The organism is Kosakonia sp. LAM2021 (assembly GCF_016620385.1).
In the GTDB taxonomy this organism is placed as follows: Bacteria; Pseudomonadota; Gammaproteobacteria; order Enterobacterales; family Enterobacteriaceae; genus Kosakonia; species Kosakonia sacchari.
The window spans coordinates 1-18,860 of the sequence record NZ_JAENHT010000014.1 but is presented as its reverse complement, the minus strand read 5'-3'; the positions used below and the strand labels follow the sequence as shown (position 1 = coordinate 18,860).

Here is an 18,860-nt window from a genome sequence, read left to right as displayed (position 1 = left end):
TCATGATCAGCGTATTCGATATTTTCAAAATCGGCATTGGCCCTTCAAGCTCGCACACCGTTGGCCCAATGAAAGCCGGTAAACAATTCACTGACGATCTGATTGCTCGCAGCATGCTGCACGACGTGACCCGTGTAGTGGTAGACGTTTACGGTTCCCTCTCTCTGACCGGTAAAGGACACCATACCGATATCGCTATCATTATGGGTCTGGCAGGTAACTTGCCGGATAGCGTCGATATCGATGCCATTCCGGGATTTATTCAGGACGTAAACACGCACGGCCGTCTGCTGCTGGCTAACGGCGAGCACGAAGTCGAGTTTCCTGTCGATCAATGCATGAACTTCCATGCCGATAACCTCTCGCTGCATGAAAACGGCATGCGTATTACTGCGCTCGCGGGCGACAAGGTTCTCTATAGCCAGACCTATTACTCTATCGGCGGCGGTTTTATTGTCGACGAAGAACATTTTGGTCAGACCAACAACGCGCCTGTCGCCGTACCTTACCCGTACAAAAATGCGGCGGATCTGCAACGTCACTGCCAGGAAAGCGGGCTTTCACTCTCTGGTCTGATGATGAAGAACGAACTGGCGCTGCACAGCAAAGAGGAGCTGGAACAGCACCTCGCACGCGTCTGGGAAGTGATGCAGGGCGGTATTGAGCGCGGAATTACTACCGAAGGCGTGTTACCGGGAAAATTACGCGTTCCGCGCCGCGCCGCCGCGCTGCGTCGCATGCTGGTCAGCAGCGATAACACCAGTAAAGATCCGATGCAGGTCGTCGACTGGATCAACATGTTCGCACTGGCGATTAACGAAGAGAACGCCGCTGGTGGTCGCGTGGTGACCGCGCCAACCAACGGCGCATGCGGCATTGTTCCGGCAGTGCTGGCTTATTACGATAAGTTTATTCGCCAGGTGAACGCCAATTCACTGGCGCGCTACCTGCTGGTCGCCAGCGCGATTGGCTCGCTCTATAAAATGAACGCCTCCATTTCCGGTGCCGAAGTGGGCTGCCAGGGCGAAGTGGGTGTTGCCTGTTCGATGGCCGCGGCAGGCCTTGCAGAGCTGCTCGGCGCAAGCCCGGCACAGGTCTGCATCGCGGCGGAAATCGGTATGGAACACAACCTCGGTCTGACCTGCGATCCGGTCGCGGGACAGGTACAGGTGCCGTGCATCGAGCGCAACGCCATTGCGTCGGTGAAAGCGGTGAACGCCGCGCGTATGGCGCTGCGCCGTACCAGCGAGCCGCGCGTCTGCCTGGATAAAGTCATCGAAACCATGTACGAAACCGGGAAAGATATGAACGCCAAGTACCGCGAAACCTCACGCGGCGGGCTGGCGATGAAGATCGTAACCTGCGATTAAGCCCAGGAAGATGCCTCGTTTTGCGAGGCATCTTCCTGATTATCCCCCGCTTCATAGCCTCACGCCGCACGCGATGTTACCCTTAAGCACGATTTCAAGGAGGGTATCTGTGGCTCATCTGTTAATTGTCGACGCGCTTAATCTTATCCGCCGGATCCACGCGGTGCAGGGATCGCCCTGTGTAGACACCTGTCTTCACGCGCTGGAACAGCTTGTGGTTCACAGCCAGCCGACGCACGCCGTGGCGGTGTTCGATGATGAGGCTCGCAGCCAGGGCTGGCGTCACCAGTTATTACCCGACTATAAAGCCGGGCGACCTCCCATGCCAGAGACGCTGCATGCCGAGATGCCCGCTTTGCGCAGCGCTTTTGAACAGCGCGGTATTCGTTGCTGGGCAACACCGGGTAACGAAGCGGACGATCTCGCCGCTACGCTGGCGGTAAAAATGGCGCAGGCCGGACAGCAGGCGACAATTGTTTCCACGGACAAAGGCTATTGCCAGTTGCTTTCCCCGACCATCCGTATCCGCGATTATTTCCAGAAACGCTGGCTGGATGCGCCCTTTATCGACCAAGAATATGGCGTCACGCCGGAACAACTGCCGGATTACTGGGGGCTGGCGGGGATCAGCAGTTCTAAAGTGCCAGGCGTCGCTGGCATTGGCCCGAAAAGCGCCACCCAGTTGTTAAACACCTTCCCGACGCTGGAAGCACTGTACGAGAATCTCACGGACGTGCCGGAAAAGTGGCGGCAAAAACTGGAAGCACATAAAGCAATGGCCTTTACCTGCCGCGATGTGGCACGTCTGCAAACGGATCTGCAACTGGATGGCAACTTACAGCAGCTACGGCTGACACGCTGAGAAAAGCCCGCACGGTGGCGGGCTGTTCGCCTTGCTTCAGCCCTTATACGGATGGTGCTTTAGCCAATGCTCGGCGATATCCTGGCGACGGCAGATCCAGACATCATTGTGGCTTTGCACGTAATCAAGAAAACGCTGCAGTGCGCGAAAGCGCCCAGGCCGCCCGAGCAGGCGGCAGTGCATGCCAATCGACATCATCTTTGGCGCATGCTCACCTTCTTCATACAGCACATCGAAGCTGTCTTTCAGGTAGGTATAAAACTGTTCGGCGGTGTTAAAACCCTGAGCCGTGGCAAAGCGCATATCGTTGGCATCAAGCGTATACGGCACAATCAGATGCGGTTTCCCCTCCACGGTGGTCCAGAAGGGTAAATCATCGCCGTAGTAATCGCTGTCGTAGAGAAAATCGCCCTGCTCGACCACCAGCTTACGGGTGTTTGGGCTGTCGCGCCCGGTGTACCAGCCAAGGGGCTTTTTGCCAAACAGCGTTTGCAGGATTTCGATCGCCTGCTGCATGTGCTGGCGTTCGGTTTGAATATCAAAATCCTGATAATGGATCCAGCGCCAGCCGTGGCTTACCACGTCGTAGTCTGCCGTTTTGATCGCCGCGACGATTTCCGGGTTACGCGCCAACGCCATTGCCACGCCAAAAACCGTGAGCGGCAGGCCACGTTGCTGAAAAGCCTGATGAATACGCCAGAACCCTGCGCGCGATCCATACTCGTACAGCGAGTCCATCGACATATGCCGCGCGGGATAGCTGGCAGCGCCAATAATATCCGACAAAAATTGCTCTGAACCCGCGTCGCCATGCAGCACATGGTTCTCGCCACCCTCTTCAAAATTAAGGACAAACTGAACGGCAATGCGCGCGCCGCCCGGCCAGCGGGCGTGCGGCGGTTTTCCCGCATAGCCCGCCATATCGCGAGGGTAGTCGGCGGTGAAATGCCAGAAAGGTTTGTCCGTTGCTGATTGCATGCTGATTCGACCTCTTTACGGGGCCGCTTTCAGCAAAGCTGTTCAAAACATCCTGAAAGCGGCTTTTTATTGGGATACGCGAGATCGCCGTATTTGCAGGTGCCAATCCCCAGCGCGAGAAGAGATTCCACCATCTTCACCGCGGCCGTAACGCCGTCGATCACCGGCATGCCCAGCTCTTGCGTCAACTCGCTGGCAAGGTTCGCCATACCGCCGCAGCCCAGCACAATGGCACCGCTATGATCTTCTCGTTTGGCTTGTATACAACGCTCGCGTACCTTTTGCTGAGCAAGACCCGTGCCATCTTCCAGCGCCAGCACCGGTAAATCGATGGCATGCAGCGCGGCGCAGTGATGTTCGAAGCCATACTGGCGCAGTAAATGACGGGCGATAATCACCGTACGCGGCAGCGTAGTTACAATTGAAAATCGCGTCGCCACCAGCGTTGCCACGTGCATAGCCGCTTCGGCAATACCGATGACCGGCCCGCTCGCCAGCTCACGCGCCGCCAGTAATCCGGGGTCACCAAAACAGGCAATCACGTGCCCTTGTGCACCCTGGTTTTTGCCCTGTTTGATTTGCTCCAGCACGCCAATCGCCGCAATGGCTTCATCAAAATGCCCTTCGATGGATTCCACACCCTGCGAGGGGCAACTGGCAAGAATGGTGGTGCCAGGCGACGCCACGCTGCGCGCCGCGCTGGCGATGGTGGCGGTCATTTCCGGGCTGGTATTAGGATTGATAACTTGTATACAAAACTGGCTCATCAGTGTTCTCCTGGCGCACCAAACAGGCGGGCAAAATCCGGTAATGTCTCGCCGCTGCGCTCAAAGCGCAGGCTGGAAACAATGTGATCAAAATGGTGGGCCATCGCCTCACTAAGCCCTGATAGATCCTTTTTACGCAGCAGCGTAATCAGTTGGTCATGATCGTCGCAGCGACAGCCGCGCTGCCAGGGCGCGCCCCAGGCGGCTATTACCAGCGATGAACGCTGCGCCAGCGTGGTGATAATGTCAGTCACCACCGCATTACCGGAAATGGCCTGCAGCTGAATATGAAAAGCCGCAGAATGGCGGATAGCCGCCGCGCCGTCGTGGCTTTGATGCGCCTCTTCTTCCTGCGCGATGATGTTTTCCAGCGCCGCAAGGTGCGGCGACTGCAGATGTTCCAGCACCAGCGGCAGGTTGGCGCATTCGATCATTTTACGGGTCGTGAAGATTGCTTTTGACTCTTCAACGCCGGGATTGGCGACAAATGCACCACGTCTGGGCGTCATGGTGATCATTTGCACCGTCGCAAGGCGGGTTAATACCTTGCGGATGCCGGTACGGCTGACGCCAAAAACCTCCGCCAGCGCTTCTTCCGGCAATTTACTTCCCGGCGGCAATTGATGTTCAACGATGGCGGTCATTAAAGATTGCCAAATGAGATGCTCTTTATCTTCCAGATCTGCAGGGGTTCGCAGCCCTATTTGCTGGTTCATAACGCAATTCCTTTGTTACTCAATTCATCTATTTTTGTATACACCGTTAATTTATTTTGTATACAAAAAATTAAAACCTGGCCTGGTTAATGCAACGAGGGATAGCAGACAACATGTCACTATCTGTATTCAGAGGAGCAGAATCCATGCCAAACCTTGAACCAAATTACGATGCTCGCTACAGCCCACGCCTGACCAATGAAGATTTGGCGCCGACCCGCCATCAAACCTGGAGCTGGTACAATATTTTCTCTTTCTGGATGTCCGATGTGCATAGCATGGGCGGCTATGTGGTTGCCGCCAGCTTCTTCGCCTTAGGGCTTGCCAGCTGGCAGGTGCTACTTTGCCTTCTGTTGGGGATCTGTATTGTGCAGCTGTGCGCAAACCTGGTGGCGAAACCGAGCCAAATGGCCGGTGTGCCGTATGCCGTGATCTGCCGTCAGGCATTTGGCGTGTTCGGCGCGAATATCCCGGCGGTGATCCGTGGGCTGATTGCGTTTGCGTGGTATGGCATTCAGACCTATCTGGCCGCCAACGCGTTAATGCTGGTGATCCTGAAATTTTGGCCTGCCCTTACGCCCCTGACCAACGGTCACTTTCTGGGCCTGTCGCATTTGGGCTGGCTCTGTTTCGGCATTATGTGGGTGCTGCAAGCGCTAGTGTTCTGGCACGGGATGAGCGCGATTAAACGCTTTATCGATATCGCCGGTCCGGCGGTATACGTGGCGATGATGGCGCTGGCGGGATGGATCCTCTGGCAAACGGGTTTCGATGGCATCTCTTTCACGCTCGCCAGTAAACAGCTCACAGCAGGCGAGCAAACCTGGCAGATGATCACCGCAACGGCATTAGTGGTTTCTTACTTCTCCGGCCCGCTGCTCAATTTTGGCGATTTTTCCCGCTACGGTAAAAGTATGCAAGAGATCCGCCGCGGCAACCGCTGGGGGCTGCCGTTTAACTTCCTGCTATTTTCCATTGTCACAGTAGTGATTGTTTCCGGCACCCAATCGCTGTTTGGCAAGATGATCACCGATCCTATCGAAACCGTAAGCCATGTTGGCAACAGCCTGGCGATGGCAATTGGGCTGCTGACGATGATCACCGCCACCATCGGCATCAATATTGTGGCGAACTTCGTCTCCCCGGCCTTCGATTTTTCTAACTGTTCCCCGCAAAAAATCAGTTTCCGTACCGGCGGGATGATCGCGGCGGTCGGCTCGGTACTGCTAACACCGTGGAATTTGTTCCAGTCTCCGGAGTTGATCCACTACACGCTGGATGTGCTCGGCGCGTTTATTGGCCCGTTGTTCGGTATTTTACTGACCGATTTTTATCTGATTAAACGCGGAAACGTGTTTGTCGACGATCTGTTTACCGACTCACCAAACGGGCGTTACTGGTACAAAAACGGCTTTAACCCGAAAGCAATTGCTGCGCTGGTGCCATCGGTGGCGGTTGGGCTGATTATTAGCTTTATTCCGGCGCTGCATGAAGTGGCCAATTTTAGCTGGTTTATTGGCGCGTTCCTCGGTGCGGGTTGCTACCGCTTTCTGGCGCGCCACGAACGTGAAGGTGTGAGCAGCACTTCCTTTACCGCACAACGCGTGGCTGCAAAGGAGTAGAAACGACGAAGGCCTGAATCATTGCTGATTCAGGCCTTCTGAATAGTGGCGGAACGGACGGGACTCGAACCCGCGACCCCCTGCGTGACAGGCAGGTATTCTAACCGACTGAACTACCGCTCCGCGTTGTGTTCCTGTTAGGGAACGAGGCGCATATTACGGATTGCACCTGGTGCCGTCAACGCTTTTTCCATCGTTTTGAATTGTTTGCTGCAAAAATCACCCGCGAGGTGATTTTCCCGTGTTAACAAAACGATTTTACCCACGCCACAGGCAGCTTCCGCCCTTCTTCTGCACTAAATCGAGCCGTGATTCATGGGTCATCAGCTCCTGATCACTGGCTAAAACCACGCGCAAGCGGCTTGCCTGGCGAACAACACGCTGGATCTCCGCATCGCCGGTTTGCGTTTGCCCTTCGCCTTCCATCGAAAATTTCATCGATGTCTGGCCGCCGGTCATCATCAGATAGACATCAGCAAGGATTTGGGAGTCGAGTAATGCGCCGTGCAGCGTACGTTTGCTGTTATCTATTTCATAACGCGAGCAGAGCGCATCGAGGCTGTTGCGCTTGCCGGGGAACATTTTACGCGCCAGCGCCAGGCTGTCGGTGATTTTACAAAACGTTTCGGTTTTTGGAATACCGCGGTTCAGCTTGCTGAACTCGTAATCCATAAAGCCGATATCAAACGACGCGTTGTGAATGACCAGCTCCGCACCGCGGATATACTCAATAAACTCATCGGCGATGTCGGCGAACGTCGGTTTATCGAGCAGGAATTCGTCGGCGATACCGTGAACGCCAAACGCTTCCGGATCCACCAGCCGGTCAGGCTTGAGATAAATATGGTAGTTGTTACCGGTCAGGCGGCGGTTGATCACCTCCACCGCACCGATCTCAATAATCTTGTGCCCTTCATAGTGGGCGCCAATCTGGTTCATACCGGTAGTTTCGGTATCGAGGACGATCTGTCGTGTAATTGCTGTGCTCATAGCGGCCATTTATGTCAGACTTGTCGTTTTAAACACAGGAAGTCTACCAGAGATGCTTAAACAGGTAGAAATTTTCACCGACGGATCTTGTCTTGGCAACCCAGGTCCGGGCGGTTACGGGGCGATTTTACGCTATCGTCAGCATGAAAGATTGTTTAGCGAAGGCTACCGTCTTACCACTAATAACCGTATGGAACTGATGGCGGCTATTGTCGCACTGGAAGCGTTAAAAGAGCATTGCGAAGTGGTGCTCAGCACCGACAGCCAGTATGTACGCCAGGGGATCACGCAGTGGATCCACAACTGGAAAAAACGTGGCTGGAAAACAGCGGAAAAAAAACCGGTCAAGAATGTCGATCTCTGGAAGCGGCTCGATGCGGCGCTCAGCCAACATCAGATCCGCTGGGAATGGGTAAAAGGCCACGCAGGTCACCCGGAAAACGAGCGCTGCGATGAACTGGCACGCGCCGCCGCGATGAACCCAACGCAGGAAGATGTGGGCTATCAGCCGGAAAGTTAAGACTGGCGGGTCGCGCCAACGGTCTGGCGAACGCGGGGCTTGCTGCGGCTCTGCTTCATCGGATTGAGCGTCAACGGAATGGTGCGTTTGCGCGCGACGATGAGTTGCATACACCCCAGCGCCGGTAAATGCGTGCTAAGCAGTTTCCCGCCCTGTTTCGTCCAGGGAAGCACGCGAAAGCGGCTATAATGTAACACCTCGAAATTGAGCAACGATAACCAGTCAAACTGGCGCATCAGGGTGAACATCCGGCTTTTTACTGCGGGTGATCGGCGCGCAAAAGGGACTGCTTTGCAAAGCCCAAGCAGGCTAATCGGGTTAAAACCGCTCATCACCAGCCAGCCGTCATCTATTAACACACGATCCACTTCCTGCAATAACCGATGCGGATCGGTACACCAGGGAAGCGTATGCGCCAGCAAGCAGGCATCTACCGATTTCTCTGCGAACGGTAAATGCAGCGGATCGGCTCTCACCTGCGCCGGTTCGCCGCTGAGGGAAACATTGACCTGGTGGGAAATAGCGCAGCTTTCGGCATTGATTTCCGCGCTCAGATTGCCGATTTTAAGCAAATGAAAACCATACATTTTTGCAAACCACGGCTTAAGTTCTCCTTCCAGCGCTTCGCGGTAATACGCGCCTTTAGGTACATCGCTCCAGCTTGCAGGGGCGACCAATGTCTTAGGAGTCCTTGCCGGTTTCATCACAACCTTCCGCTACGCTTTGAGAGGTAATTTATGAATCTTAACAGTATTCCGGCGTTCCAGGATAACTACATCTGGGTGCTGAACAATGATGACGGCCGCTGCCTGATTGTCGATCCGGGCGAAGCCGCACCGGTATTACGCGCATTAGAAGAAAACCAGTGGCAACCGGAAGCTATCTTGCTCACTCACCATCACAACGACCACGTTGGCGGTGTGGAAGCGTTGCGTCAACATTTCCCTGATGTGGTGGTTTATGGTCCAGAGGAAACGCAAGATAAGGGAACCACACAGATTGTTAAAGAGGGGGACGTTATCTCCGTTTTAGGACATGATTTTTCCGTCTTTGCCACGCCAGGTCACACTTTAGGACATATCTGTTTCTTCAGTTCTCCTTATCTATTTTGCGGTGACACGCTATTTTCTGGTGGCTGCGGCAGATTATTTGAAGGGACGGCAAGCCAGATGTATCAATCCTTTTGTAAGATTAATGCGCTCCCGGATGATACGGTGATTTGCTGCGCACACGAATATACTTTAGGGAATATGAAGTTTGCGATCAGCATCTTACCGCAGGATCCTGCACTTAACGAATATTATCGAAAAGTTAATGAGTTACGTGCGAAAAACCAAAAAACACTGCCCGTAATTCTGAAAAATGAAAGGCGAATTAATTTATTTTTACGCACGGAAGATACTGATTTAATTGATGTAATAAACCAAGAAACAAAGTTGCAACACCCTGAAGAGCGTTTCGCATGGTTAAGGTCAAAGAAAGATAACTTCTGATATTTCCGGGTTGCCTTTTAAAGACGACGCCGTTATCATCGCTCGTCTTTTAAGCAACTACTATTGACACACACATGAAGGCAAAAGCGATCTTATTCGCCTCTGTCTTGCTTGCTGGGTGCCAGGCGTCTAACCATGACGGTACGGTACAACAGCACGCACAGAGCCTTTCTGCAGCTGGTCAAGGGGAAGCAGGGAAGTTTACTAGTCAGGCGCGGTGGATGGACGATGGAACATTCGCCGCCCAGAATAACAGTGACTTGTGGACCTCCATTAGCGACGAGCTAAAGATGGGAATTCCGGAAAATACCCGGATTCGCGAACAAAAACTCAAGTATTTAAGCAATAAGAGCTATCTCCACGATGTAACTTTACGGGCAGAGCCGTATATGTACTGGATAGCAGGGCAAGTTAAAAAACGTAACATGCCCATGGAACTGGTACTACTACCCATAGTGGAGAGCGCTTTTGACCCACACGCGACGTCTGGCGCCAATGCCGCAGGCATTTGGCAGATCATACCGAGCACCGGGCGAAATTATGGTTTAAAGCAGACTCGCAGCTACGATGCGCGTCGTGACATTGTGGCCTCTACCACGGCCGCGCTTGACATGATGCAGCGTCTTAACCGCATGTTTGACGGCGACTGGTTACTGACAGTCGCTGCTTATAACAGCGGTGAAGGTCGCGTGTTGAAAGCGATGAAAGCCAATAAATCGCGGGGTAAACCCACCGATTTCTGGTCACTTTCACTGCCGCAGGAAACCAAAATTTACGTGCCTAAAATGCTGGCTTTGAGCGATATTCTCAAAAACAGTAAGCGTTATGGCGTGAGTCTGCCAACACCAGACGAAAGCCGTGCGCTGGCGCGAGTCAGACTGAGCAGCCCGGTTGAGGTCAATCAGTTGGCTGAAATGGCCGGGATTTCGGTGAACAAACTGAAAACGTTTAACGCAGGCGTTAAAGGTTCGACGTTAGGTTCAGCGGGTCCGCAGTACGTGATGGTGCCGAAGAAACACGCCGATCAACTGCGTGAATCCTTGGCATCCGGCGAAATCGCCGCCGTACAGCCGACCCAGCTTGCGGATAACACCCCGCTGCCAGGCCGGAGTTACAAGGTTCGCTCAGGCGATACGCTTTCCGCCATCGCGGCGCGTCTCGGCGTGAGCGCAAAGGATATCCAGCAGTGGAATAACCTGCGCGGTTCGAACCTGAAAGTAGGCCAGAGTCTGACGGTAGGCGCAGGTAGCAGCGCGCAGCGTCTCGCCAGCAACAGCGATAGCATTACCTATCGCGTTCGCAAAGGGGATTCGTTATCGAGTATTGCGAAACGTCACGGCGTGAACATCCAGGATGTCATGCGCTGGAATAACGATACCGATAATTTGCAGCCAGGCGATCAGCTGACCCTGTTTGTTAAGAACAGCGCCACACCGGACTCCTGATACAAACCGATAAAAAAGCACCGTTTCCCCGCGGTGCTTTTTTTTGCCCGTGAGTTCCCACTCAAGCCGGTTTGCCTGGGGTAAACTCCACCAGCAACGGGTTGTGATCCGATGCGCGCGTCACCAGCACCGACGCTTCCTGCACATTCAAACCACGATAGAAAACAAAATCCAGCGGACGACCAAAGGCGCGGCGGCGATTGTCATCGGTGAAACGAACCTGTCGCAACGACATATCGCGCGTAAAGCGATAGAGCGCATTCATACGCGGTCGGCTCCAGGCGTTGAAATCCCCCGCCATAATCACAGGCCCGGCGTGGCGCATAATCTGATCGCCTATCGGCAACAGCTGCTTGCTGTAGACGTCCACGCCCAGGCTGAAATTCACCGCATGGACATTCACCACCATCAGGTTACGTAAATCAGGCAGTGGGTACACCGTGACCAGCGCTGATTTCGCCAGCCGCAAAATCGGTTCCCGCTCACGCAGCGGGCAGCAATAGACCGGATGCGCGGACGAAAGCGTCATGACGCCAGAGGGATGTTGCGGCAGCACAAACGCGGGAACCTGATCGGCAGCAAGATAGTTAGTGGTCGCAAACCTGACCAGTTCCGGTGTGGTTTGCGCTTCCTGTAACAGCACGAGATGCGCGTCTTTGCCAAAACTCTGCAGCACCGATAACCATTCGGCGCGCTGCTGCTTAAAGATATTCCATACCAGCACACGGATTTTTTCGTCGCTGCTTAAAGGCACACCTGCAGGCAACGCTTTGCCGATGCTCGCGAAGGATCCCGGCGGCAAAATTCTCTCCGCTGGCTGTCCGGCAACATATCGCATGGCGTAGGTATTCTTTGGCACTTTCGGCTTCAAACCTCATTGATTTCCGCACCCGGCTCCCGGGCGGTCATTCAGTTATAGGGATTTTAGCGCACACTTTCAACGCACAATCGGCAGAAAAACCCCCGGTTATGGTTAGTGAGCGCTTATTAATGCCGCCAGCGCCGCGCGTACGTGGCATCGCAGGCTTCAACATGGTTAAATAGCTTATGGATGAATAATATCGTTGCAGTGTTGCTACAGAGGCAATAATGAAAACCACCTCAGAAGAACTCGCGATTTTTGTCGCTGTTGTCGAAAGCGGCAGCTTCAGCCGGGCAGCGGAACGCCTGGGCCAGGCGAACTCGGCGATCAGCCGTGCAGTTAAAAAACTGGAGAACAAGTTGGGCGTAAATTTGCTTAATCGCACCACGCGCCAGCTCAGTTTAACCGAAGAAGGCGAACGCTATTTCCGCCGCGTACAAAGCGTATTGCAGGAGATGGCGGCCGCAGAAACAGAGGTGATGGAAACGAAATCCACGCCGCGCGGTACGCTGCGCATTGATGCGGCAACGCCGGTCGTACTGCATTTCCTTATGCCGCTGATTAAACCGTTTCGTGAACGCTACCCGGAAATCAACCTTTCTCTGGTCTCAAGCGAGACGTTTATCAATTTGATTGAGCGTAAAGTGGATGTGGCTATCCGCGTGGGGAAACTGACTGACTCCAGTCTGCGCGCGCGCCCGCTGTTCAAGAGCTATCGGAAAATTATCGCCTCACCGGATTACATCGCTCGCCATGGCAAGCCTGAAACCGTCGAAGAGTTGCGTAATCATGTGTTACTCGGGTTTACCGAACCGGTCTCCCTCAACACCTGGCCAATTGCTTCTGCCGATGGTCAACTGTTTGAAGCGACGCCGGATATTTCCTCAAATAGCGGAGAAACGCTTAAACACTTGTGTCTGAGCGGCAACGGTATCGCCAGTTTGTCGGACTATATGATTGATAAGGAGCTGGCAAGTGGGGAACTGGTAGATTTACTGGCGCATCAGCGCCTGCCGGTAGAGATGCCTTTTAGTGCAGTCTATTACAGTGACCGTGCGGTGAGCACGCGTATTCGTGCCTTTATTGATTTTATCAGCGAACATCTGCCGCAATAACAACAACGGGAGCATTACGCTCCCGTTGAATTCTCGATTAATCCCACTTCGGCGCCAGGCCTTCCGGGCTGACCAGACGGTCATTGCAATCAAGCTTCGCGATTTCCGCTTTATCTTCCGCATCCAGCTTAAGCGACTGTGCCAGCAGGTTGCTTGCCAGGTTCTCACGCTTGGTCGAAGACGGGATAACCGCATAACCTTCGCCCATCGCCCATGCCAGGATTACCTGCGCCGGCGTAGCGTTATGTTTCTGTGCGATACGACCAATCACTTCGTCTTTCAGCGCTTTACCGTATGCGAGCGTCATGTAAGAGGTGATATGGATACCGTGCTGTTTCGCCCAGTCAACGACTTTACGGTTTTGCAGATACGGTGACAATTCAATCTGGTTAGTGGCGATATTTTCCGCGCCCACGGCGGCAATGGCCTGCTCCATCAGCGGAATGGTGAAGTTCGACACACCAATCTGGCGCGTCAGCCCCTGCGTTTTTGCCTTCATCAGCTCTTGCATAGAGACATCAACTGCCACAGCTGCGCCCGGAGACGGCCAGTGAATCAGGGTCAGATCAACATAATCCGTGCCTAATTTTTTCAGGCTCTCTTTCAGGCTGGGGATCAGTTTGTCTGCGCCCAGATTTTCGGTCCAGATTTTGGTGGTGATAAACAGCTCTTCACGCGCAACGCCGCTCTGAGCCAGCGCTTCGCCAATGGCAGCTTCGTTACCGTAGATCTGCGCGGTATCAATCACGCGATAGCCCAGCTCAAGGGCATTTTTCACAGAAGCGATAACCGCTTCGTCAGTTAAACGGAAGGTACCAAGACCGAATGCAGGGATAGCCATAAGAATTCCTCTTTCTGATTTCGTAATGTTTCGTTGCGCTGATTATTCCCCGCTTCAGTAAGGGGAAAAAGAGGCGAAAAAGCAGAGGTTTTTTGCCTGAGAAGCAAAAGTCAGGAATTCAGCGCGCAAAGATAGTGACTTGCATTTTGAAAGTCACTATGTCACCGTGAGCGCAGAATCTAATTAGTAACCGGGTCAGACCATGAAAAATGAACCGCTTTGCAACGCTCCCTGCCCCATTGCCCGTAGCTTAGGCCGCATTGGTGACAGCTGGAGCATAATTATCCTGCGTGACGCTTTTGCCGGTTTCACACGTTTTGATGAGTTCCAGAAAAGCGCCAATGTCGCCCCCAACATTCTCTCTCGTCGTCTGAAAGAGTTGGTTGATGACGGGCTGCTGGAAAAAGTGAGCTACAGCACAACACCGCCACGCTATGAATATCACCTCACGGCCCTCGGGCGCGATTTTCGCCCGGTGATCCTCGCCCTGGTGGAATGGGGAAACCGTCACTTCTCGCCAGAAGGCGCGCAAATAGAGTTAGTCGAGCGTGCAACACAGCGCCCGGTTGAGACCATCCTTATTGATAAAGCAACTGGGGAACCCATCACGCCGGAGAAATATACACTGGTGCCCGGCCCTGCGGCGGCACCGGTTATCCATTACCGCCACGATTATTTGCTACGCAAACGCGCGGGCGATAACACGCAAAAATTCGCCCCTCTTCACTATGTGAGCCGCAATAATGACGCTCAGTAAAAAGAAAAAGGCACTTACCCTGCTGCTGATAGCCACAGCGCTGTTCGCCGTTGCGGGTTACGGCGTGTACTGGTGGCAAAGCGGGCGATTTATTCAGTCTACCGACGATGCCTACGTGGGCGGTGATATCAGCGCCATCTCCAGTAAAGTGTCCGGTTATGTCCAACAGATTGCCGTTCAGGACAATATGCTGGTCAAAAAAGGCGACCTTTTAGTCCGCCTTGATGACCGGGATTACCAGGCTGCACTGGCGAAAGCCGCCGGTGAAGTCGCCGCGCAGCAGGCGGCGCTGGCTGATATTGCCGCGACGCGCCAGTTGCAACTGGCGACCATTGAAGGCGCAACAGCATCGTTGGCTGCTGCTAAAGCGGTGAGTGATAAGTCAGCCAATGACAACCGCCGTTACGGCGCGCTGGTGATGTCCAGTGCCGTTTCTGTACAGGTACGGGAAAACGCGGCTGCAGATTATCGCCAGGCACGTGCGCAGGAGAGCAAAGCGCAGGCGGATAACGCTGTTGCCAAGCGCCAGCTGGCTGTGCTTGATGCACGGGAAAAACAGACGCAAGCCGCACTGCAGCAAGCTCAGGCGAATCTTGAAATCGCGAAATTAAACCTGAGTTATACCGAGATCCGCGCCCCGTTCGATGGCGTGACAGGGAATCGTCGGGCCTGGTCCGGCTCCTTCGTCGGCGGCGGCACGCAACTGCTTTCACTGGTTCCCGCAGAGGGCTTATGGGTCGACGCTAATTTCAAAGAGAGCCAGCTAGCCCATATGCGCCCAGGCCAACGCGCGACCATTGTGGCGGATGTCATGCCGGGTCGAACGTTCTACGGCCATGTTCTCAGCGTTTCCCCCGCAACCGGTTCACGATTTAGTCTCCTGCCGGCAGAAAATGCCACCGGAAACTTTACGAAGATCGTCCAGCGTGTGCCCGTGCGTATTGCGCTGGAGGGCGAAGCGGCAAAACTCGGCGTATTGCGCCCGGGGTTTTCTGTCATCGTTACCGTTGACGAAAAGAGCGCACAATGAGCACCACAGATGCTGTGCCGCTGCAACCGGGCGTTTCAATGCCGGTGAGTCAGAAAGTGTTTGCCTTCGCAACGATGTGTGTGGGCATGTTTATCGCCCTGATTGATATCCAGATTGTGTCGGCGTCGCTACGTGATATCGGCGGAGGGCTTTCTGCCGGTGATGATGAAACAGTATGGGTACAAACCAGCTATCTGATCGCCGAAATCATCATTATTCCTCTCTCTGGCTGGCTGGCGCGGGTGATGTCCACACGCTGGCTTTTTGCCGCCTCCGCCGCCGGGTTTACGGTGATGAGCCTGCTCTGCGGCTGGGCGTGGAATATCCAAAGCATGATCGCTTTTCGCGCGTTACAAGGGCTGGCGGGCGGCTCGATGATCCCACTGGTTTTCACTACCGCTTTTGCTTTTTTCCAGGGAAAACAACGCGTCATCGCTGCTGCAACGATTGGCGGGCTGGCATCGCTGGCACCCACGCTCGGCCCAACAGTCGGTGGCTGGATAACCGAGAATTTCAGCTGGCACTGGCTGTTTTATATCAACATCGTACCGGGGATTTACATCACCCTCGCCGTGCCACTGCTGGTAAAAATTGATACGCCAAACCCGTCGCTATTGCGCGGCGCGGACTATCTGAGCATCCTGCTGCTCGCAGTATCGCTGGGGTGTCTGGAATATACCCTCGAAGAAGGCCCACGTTGGGGTTGGTTTGATGACAACACCTTAGCGCTCACTGGCTGGGTGGCGTTGCTGTGCGGCGTCTTTTTTGTTGTTCGCACGTTACGCCATACGCAACCGGTGATGGATCTTCGTGCGCTTAAGGACAGAACGTTCGCGCTGGGCTGCTACTTCTCGTTTATGGCGGGGGTTGGCATTTTTGCTACGATCTATCTAACACCCTTATTTCTTGGCACCGTGCGCGGCTTTAGCGCACTGGAAATTGGTCTGGCGGTGTTTTCCACTGGGCTTTTCCAGGTGCTGTCGATCCCGTTATATGCGTGGCTTGCAAATCGGGTCGATTTACGCTGGCTGCTGATGGCTGGGCTGCTCGGATTTGCGTTGTCGATGTACAGTTTTATTCCGCTCACCGATGAGTGGGGAGCGCAAGAACTTCTGTTACCGCAAGCTTTTCGCGGCCTGGCGCAACAATTTGCGGTTGCCCCGACAGTCACGCTGACCCTTGGCAGCCTGCCGCCGACGCGGCTGAAGCTGGCATCAGGTCTGTTCAATTTGATGCGCAATCTGGGCGGCGCGATTGGCATCGCCTTGTGCGGCACTGTGATTAATGACCGAACCAATTTGCACTACAGCCGCCTCGCGGATCATCTCAATAACGCCTCTCTTTCCGTCACGGAATTCGTTCAGAGCAACGTCAGCAGATTGGTTAGTCAGGGAATTTCACCCGATATCGCCGGCAGTGCTGCGCTAAAGAATCTTTCGGCCATCACGTTGCGTGAGGCCCGGACACAAGCGTTTTCAGATGCTTTCTATCTGATCATGTTAGGTTTTTTAATCGCTGCTCTGCTGGTTCCCTTAATGAAAAAACCGCAAACGGCATGATATTTCAGGAGAAGTGATGATGAGCGTTTCAACAAAACGCATCGTGGTAACAGGTATGGGAATTGTCAGCCCACTGGGTTGTGGTGTAGCGCATGTATGGCAATCGCTATTACAAGGTAAATCAGGGATTAGCCAGCTTGCAGACGAGGTTGTCGACGATATTCCCTGCAAAGTGGCAGGACAGGTTCCTTCTATTGAAGAGGATCCGCAATACGGTTTTGATCCGCTGGTGGCGATTCCCGCCAAAGAGCGCAAAAAGATGGATCGTTTCATTGAATTTGCGCTGGTGGCGGCAAAAGAAGCTCTGACGCAGGCGAACTGGTTTCCACAGGATCAAGCAGAAAAAGATCGCACGGCCACGGTAATTGCGACCGGAATCGGTGGGTTTAACGAAATCGCCAATGCTGTGCGCACAACGGACGATCGTGGGCCACGGCGGCTCTCCCCTTTTACCATCCCTTCTTTCCTCGCCAACCTTGCTGCCGGGCATGTTTCTATTGCGCATGGTTTTCGCGGACCGATTGGCGCACCGGTTACCGCCTGTGCCGCAGGGGCGCAGGCAATCGGCGATGCCGCGCGTATGATCCGTAGCGGTGAAGCGGATATTGCACTGTGTGGTGGCAGTGAGGCGGCAATACACCGGGTGAGTCTTGCCGGTTTTGCGGCTGCACGAGCACTATCAAGCAGTTTTAACGACGATCCACCGACAGCATCGCGACCATTTGATCGCGATCGTGATGGTTTTGTGATGGGTGAAGGCGCCGGATTGCTGGTTATCGAATCGCTGGAACATGCTCAGGCACGAGGTGCTATACCGCTGGCAGAACTGGTTGGGTATGGAACCAGCGCGGATGCGTACCATCTGACGGCAGGCCCGGAAGATGGTAACGGTGCGCGTCGCGCCATGGAAGCAGCCATTCGCCAGGCAGATGTTACCACTGCGGACATTCAACATATTAATGCACATGCGACCTCAACACAGGTCGGAGATAAAGGAGAACTGGCGGCGATTAAGGGGCTTTTTGGTGAAACTCCGGTTGCAATTACCTCAACAAAATCCGCAACGGGACACTTGTTGGGCGCGGCAGGCGGTATTGAAGCTATTTTCACTATCCTGGCTTTACGTGATCAGGTTGTACCCCCAACGCTAAATTTGCATCACCCTGACGCCGGGGCTGAAGGATTGCATTTAGTTGCGCTGACTGCGCAGCCGCTGGAGATGCGTTATGCCTTATCAAATGGCTTTGGATTTGGTGGCGTGAACGCCAGCCTGCTACTGAAACGCTGGGAGTGACATACGGTAAAAAGGGCGCGATTGCCCTTTTTATCGAAATAACAGGCGAAAAAAAACCGCATCTCGTTAGAGATGCGGCTCTTAAATGAGTGGCGGAACGGACGGGACTCGAACCCGCGACCCCCTGCGTGACAGGCAGGTATTCTAACCGACTGAACTACCGCTCCACCGAATTTCTTTACAACCACCGGTTTGTTGCCCCGGTTCACTGCTAATTTGATGCCTGGCAGTTCCCTACTCTCGCATGGGGAGACCCCACACTACCATCGGCGCTACGGCGTTTCACTTCTGAGTTCGGCATGGGGTCAGGTGGGACCACCGCGCTGTTGCCGCCAGGCAAATTCTTTGTGCTCTGTCCTGTGTCTTTTACACCGCTTCTGCGTTGGCTGCCTTCGCTCGCAACAGTCACATACTCCAGTATGCTCCTGCCGTCTCGTCTCAGTTGCCGCCTTGCTGCTGCGTAAAATCCTTCGGACTTAACATTAATCCGGTATCAAGCTGATTTGATGTCTTTCTCTCGCGCCAAAACATCTTCGGCGTTGTAAGGTTAAGCCTCACGGTTCATTAGTACCGGTTAGCTCAACGCATCGCTGCGCTTACACACCCGGCCTATCAACGTCGTCGTCTTCAACGTTCCTT

Annotated in this window: 18 protein-coding genes, 2 tRNA genes and 2 rRNA genes; 11 read left to right on the top strand and 11 right to left on the bottom strand. The window is 54.0% G+C overall.

Annotated features, from left to right (window positions below):
- The first annotated feature begins 2 nt into the window (after positions 1-2).
- Positions 3-1,370 (top strand): L-serine ammonia-lyase, encoded by a 1,368-nt coding sequence (locus JKP81_RS21430; RefSeq protein ID WP_200553311.1) that lies wholly within the window; start codon positions 3-5, stop codon positions 1,368-1,370.
- A 109-nt stretch (positions 1,371-1,479) separates the two neighbouring features.
- The gene (xni, locus tag JKP81_RS21425) at positions 1,480-2,232 is read left to right on the top strand and encodes a flap endonuclease Xni (protein ID WP_370568909.1); all 753 of its coding nucleotides are present in this window, start codon (positions 1,480-1,482) and stop codon (positions 2,230-2,232) included.
- A gap of 36 nt (positions 2,233-2,268) precedes the next feature.
- Here the strand turns inward: xni and puuE are convergent, their stop codons facing one another.
- The 3 genes from puuE to JKP81_RS21410 are packed head-to-tail and all read right to left on the bottom strand — an operon-like array spanning position 2,269 to position 4,693.
- Positions 2,269-3,210, bottom strand: coding sequence for an allantoinase PuuE (gene puuE, locus JKP81_RS21420; protein ID WP_200553310.1), 942 nt, complete (start codon positions 3,208-3,210; stop codon positions 2,269-2,271).
- A gap of 29 nt (positions 3,211-3,239) precedes the next feature.
- On the bottom strand, positions 3,240-3,977 hold the full coding sequence (locus tag JKP81_RS21415; RefSeq protein WP_200553309.1) for an aspartate/glutamate racemase family protein: 738 nt from the start codon (positions 3,975-3,977) through the stop codon (positions 3,240-3,242).
- Positions 3,977-4,693, bottom strand: coding sequence for a GntR family transcriptional regulator (locus JKP81_RS21410; RefSeq protein WP_200553308.1), 717 nt, complete (start codon positions 4,691-4,693; stop codon positions 3,977-3,979). Before JKP81_RS21410 ends, JKP81_RS21415 begins: the two co-directional genes overlap by 1 nt.
- 146 nt (positions 4,694-4,839) lie before the next feature.
- Between JKP81_RS21410 and JKP81_RS21405 the strand changes: the two genes are divergently transcribed.
- Positions 4,840-6,315, top strand: coding sequence for an NCS1 family nucleobase:cation symporter-1 (locus JKP81_RS21405; RefSeq protein ID WP_200553307.1), 1,476 nt, complete (start codon positions 4,840-4,842; stop codon positions 6,313-6,315).
- 46 nt (positions 6,316-6,361) lie between these two features.
- On the opposite strand, the gene JKP81_RS21400 is transcribed toward JKP81_RS21405, so the two are convergent.
- Both JKP81_RS21400 and dnaQ read right to left on the bottom strand, forming a co-directional pair.
- Positions 6,362-6,438, bottom strand: a tRNA-Asp gene (locus JKP81_RS21400).
- Between the two features lie 135 nt (positions 6,439-6,573).
- The gene (gene dnaQ, locus JKP81_RS21395) at positions 6,574-7,305 is read right to left on the bottom strand and encodes a DNA polymerase III subunit epsilon (protein WP_200553306.1); all 732 of its coding nucleotides are present in this window, start codon (positions 7,303-7,305) and stop codon (positions 6,574-6,576) included.
- Positions 7,306-7,357: 52 nt separating this feature from the next.
- Between dnaQ and rnhA the strand changes: the two genes are divergently transcribed.
- Positions 7,358-7,825 (top strand): ribonuclease HI, encoded by a 468-nt coding sequence (gene rnhA, locus JKP81_RS21390; RefSeq protein ID WP_017458724.1) that lies wholly within the window; start codon positions 7,358-7,360, stop codon positions 7,823-7,825.
- Here the strand turns inward: rnhA and JKP81_RS21385 are convergent.
- On the bottom strand, positions 7,822-8,529 hold the full coding sequence (locus JKP81_RS21385; protein ID WP_200553305.1) for a class I SAM-dependent methyltransferase: 708 nt from the start codon (positions 8,527-8,529) through the stop codon (positions 7,822-7,824). The two genes, rnhA and JKP81_RS21385, sit on opposite strands and share 4 nt — an antisense overlap.
- Positions 8,530-8,562: 33 nt before the next feature.
- On the opposite strand from JKP81_RS21385, the gene gloB reads away from it, so the two are divergent.
- Positions 8,563-9,318 carry a hydroxyacylglutathione hydrolase gene (gene gloB / locus JKP81_RS21380; RefSeq protein WP_200553304.1) on the top strand — a complete coding sequence of 252 codons (756 nt, stop codon included), beginning with the start codon at positions 8,563-8,565 and terminating at the stop codon, positions 9,316-9,318.
- Positions 9,319-9,392: 74 nt separating this feature from the next.
- Positions 9,393-10,763 carry a murein transglycosylase D gene (gene mltD / locus JKP81_RS21375; protein ID WP_200553303.1) on the top strand — a complete coding sequence of 457 codons (1,371 nt, stop codon included), beginning with the start codon at positions 9,393-9,395 and terminating at the stop codon, positions 10,761-10,763.
- Between the two features lie 61 nt (positions 10,764-10,824).
- Here the strand turns inward: mltD and JKP81_RS21370 are convergent, their stop codons facing one another.
- Positions 10,825-11,622 carry an endonuclease/exonuclease/phosphatase family protein gene (locus JKP81_RS21370; RefSeq protein WP_045513363.1) on the bottom strand — a complete coding sequence of 266 codons (798 nt, stop codon included), beginning with the start codon at positions 11,620-11,622 and terminating at the stop codon, positions 10,825-10,827.
- 230 nt (positions 11,623-11,852) lie between these two features.
- Here JKP81_RS21370 and yafC point away from each other — a divergent pair, with 230 nt between their 5' ends.
- Entirely contained in the window at positions 11,853-12,740 is an 888-nt protein-coding gene (yafC, locus tag JKP81_RS21365) for a DNA-binding transcriptional regulator YafC (RefSeq protein WP_200553302.1), read from the top strand.
- 37 nt (positions 12,741-12,777) lie between these two features.
- Here yafC and dkgB read toward each other — a convergent pair whose 3' ends face one another.
- Positions 12,778-13,581 (bottom strand): 2,5-didehydrogluconate reductase DkgB, encoded by an 804-nt coding sequence (dkgB, locus tag JKP81_RS21360; protein ID WP_200553301.1) that lies wholly within the window; start codon positions 13,579-13,581, stop codon positions 12,778-12,780.
- Between the two features lie 202 nt (positions 13,582-13,783).
- On the opposite strand from dkgB, the gene JKP81_RS21355 reads away from it, so the two are divergent.
- Genes JKP81_RS21355 through fabF form a run of 4 tightly spaced genes read left to right on the top strand, consistent with a single transcriptional unit; the run spans position 13,784 to position 18,221 of the window.
- Positions 13,784-14,338 (top strand): helix-turn-helix domain-containing protein, encoded by a 555-nt coding sequence (locus JKP81_RS21355; RefSeq protein WP_017458717.1) that lies wholly within the window; start codon positions 13,784-13,786, stop codon positions 14,336-14,338.
- On the top strand, positions 14,325-15,368 hold the full coding sequence (locus JKP81_RS21350; RefSeq protein WP_200553300.1) for an HlyD family secretion protein: 1,044 nt from the start codon (positions 14,325-14,327) through the stop codon (positions 15,366-15,368). Before JKP81_RS21355 ends, JKP81_RS21350 begins: the two co-directional genes overlap by 14 nt.
- Positions 15,365-16,927, top strand: a complete 1,563-nt coding sequence (locus tag JKP81_RS21345) for a DHA2 family efflux MFS transporter permease subunit (protein WP_200553299.1) — start codon at positions 15,365-15,367, stop codon at positions 16,925-16,927. The genes JKP81_RS21350 and JKP81_RS21345 overlap by 4 nt, the downstream gene beginning before the upstream one ends.
- Positions 16,928-16,946: 19 nt before the next feature.
- Positions 16,947-18,221, top strand: coding sequence for a beta-ketoacyl-ACP synthase II (gene fabF, locus JKP81_RS21340; RefSeq protein ID WP_200553347.1), 1,275 nt, complete (start codon positions 16,947-16,949; stop codon positions 18,219-18,221).
- Between the two features lie 90 nt (positions 18,222-18,311).
- Here fabF and JKP81_RS21335 read toward each other — a convergent pair.
- The 3 genes from JKP81_RS21335 to JKP81_RS21325 all read right to left on the bottom strand — a co-directional run.
- Positions 18,312-18,388, bottom strand: a tRNA-Asp gene (locus tag JKP81_RS21335).
- Positions 18,389-18,442: 54 nt separating this feature from the next.
- A 5S ribosomal RNA gene (gene rrf, locus JKP81_RS21330) occupies positions 18,443-18,558 on the bottom strand.
- Between the two features lie 206 nt (positions 18,559-18,764).
- Positions 18,765-18,860 (bottom strand): 23S ribosomal RNA (locus tag JKP81_RS21325); the annotation flags it as partial.

Bases quoted from the DNA above. Each gene is read 5' to 3' on its own strand.
- JKP81_RS21410 (WP_200553308.1), bottom strand. From the start codon at position 4,693: ATGAACCAGCAAATAGGGCTGCGAACCCCTGCAGATCTGGAAGATAAA.
- mltD (WP_200553303.1), top strand. From the start codon at position 9,393: ATGAAGGCAAAAGCGATCTTATTCGCCTCTGTCTTGCTTGCTGGGTGC.
- JKP81_RS21355 (WP_017458717.1), top strand. From the start codon at position 13,784: ATGAAAAATGAACCGCTTTGCAACGCTCCCTGCCCCATTGCCCGTAGC.
- fabF (WP_200553347.1), top strand. From the start codon at position 16,947: ATGAGCGTTTCAACAAAACGCATCGTGGTAACAGGTATGGGAATTGTC.
- JKP81_RS21385 (WP_200553305.1), bottom strand. From the start codon at position 8,529: ATGAAACCGGCAAGGACTCCTAAGACATTGGTCGCCCCTGCAAGCTGG.
- JKP81_RS21350 (WP_200553300.1), top strand. From the start codon at position 14,325: ATGACGCTCAGTAAAAAGAAAAAGGCACTTACCCTGCTGCTGATAGCC.
- JKP81_RS21345 (WP_200553299.1), top strand. From the start codon at position 15,365: ATGAGCACCACAGATGCTGTGCCGCTGCAACCGGGCGTTTCAATGCCG.
- JKP81_RS21405 (WP_200553307.1), top strand. From the start codon at position 4,840: ATGCCAAACCTTGAACCAAATTACGATGCTCGCTACAGCCCACGCCTG.
- rnhA (WP_017458724.1), top strand. From the start codon at position 7,358: ATGCTTAAACAGGTAGAAATTTTCACCGACGGATCTTGTCTTGGCAAC.
- dnaQ (WP_200553306.1), bottom strand. From the start codon at position 7,305: ATGAGCACAGCAATTACACGACAGATCGTCCTCGATACCGAAACTACC.
- JKP81_RS21430 (WP_200553311.1), top strand. From the start codon at position 3: ATGATCAGCGTATTCGATATTTTCAAAATCGGCATTGGCCCTTCAAGC.
- puuE (WP_200553310.1), bottom strand. From the start codon at position 3,210: ATGCAATCAGCAACGGACAAACCTTTCTGGCATTTCACCGCCGACTAC.
- JKP81_RS21415 (WP_200553309.1), bottom strand. From the start codon at position 3,977: ATGAGCCAGTTTTGTATACAAGTTATCAATCCTAATACCAGCCCGGAA.
- yafC (WP_200553302.1), top strand. From the start codon at position 11,853: ATGAAAACCACCTCAGAAGAACTCGCGATTTTTGTCGCTGTTGTCGAA.
- gloB (WP_200553304.1), top strand. From the start codon at position 8,563: ATGAATCTTAACAGTATTCCGGCGTTCCAGGATAACTACATCTGGGTG.
- dkgB (WP_200553301.1), bottom strand. From the start codon at position 13,581: ATGGCTATCCCTGCATTCGGTCTTGGTACCTTCCGTTTAACTGACGAA.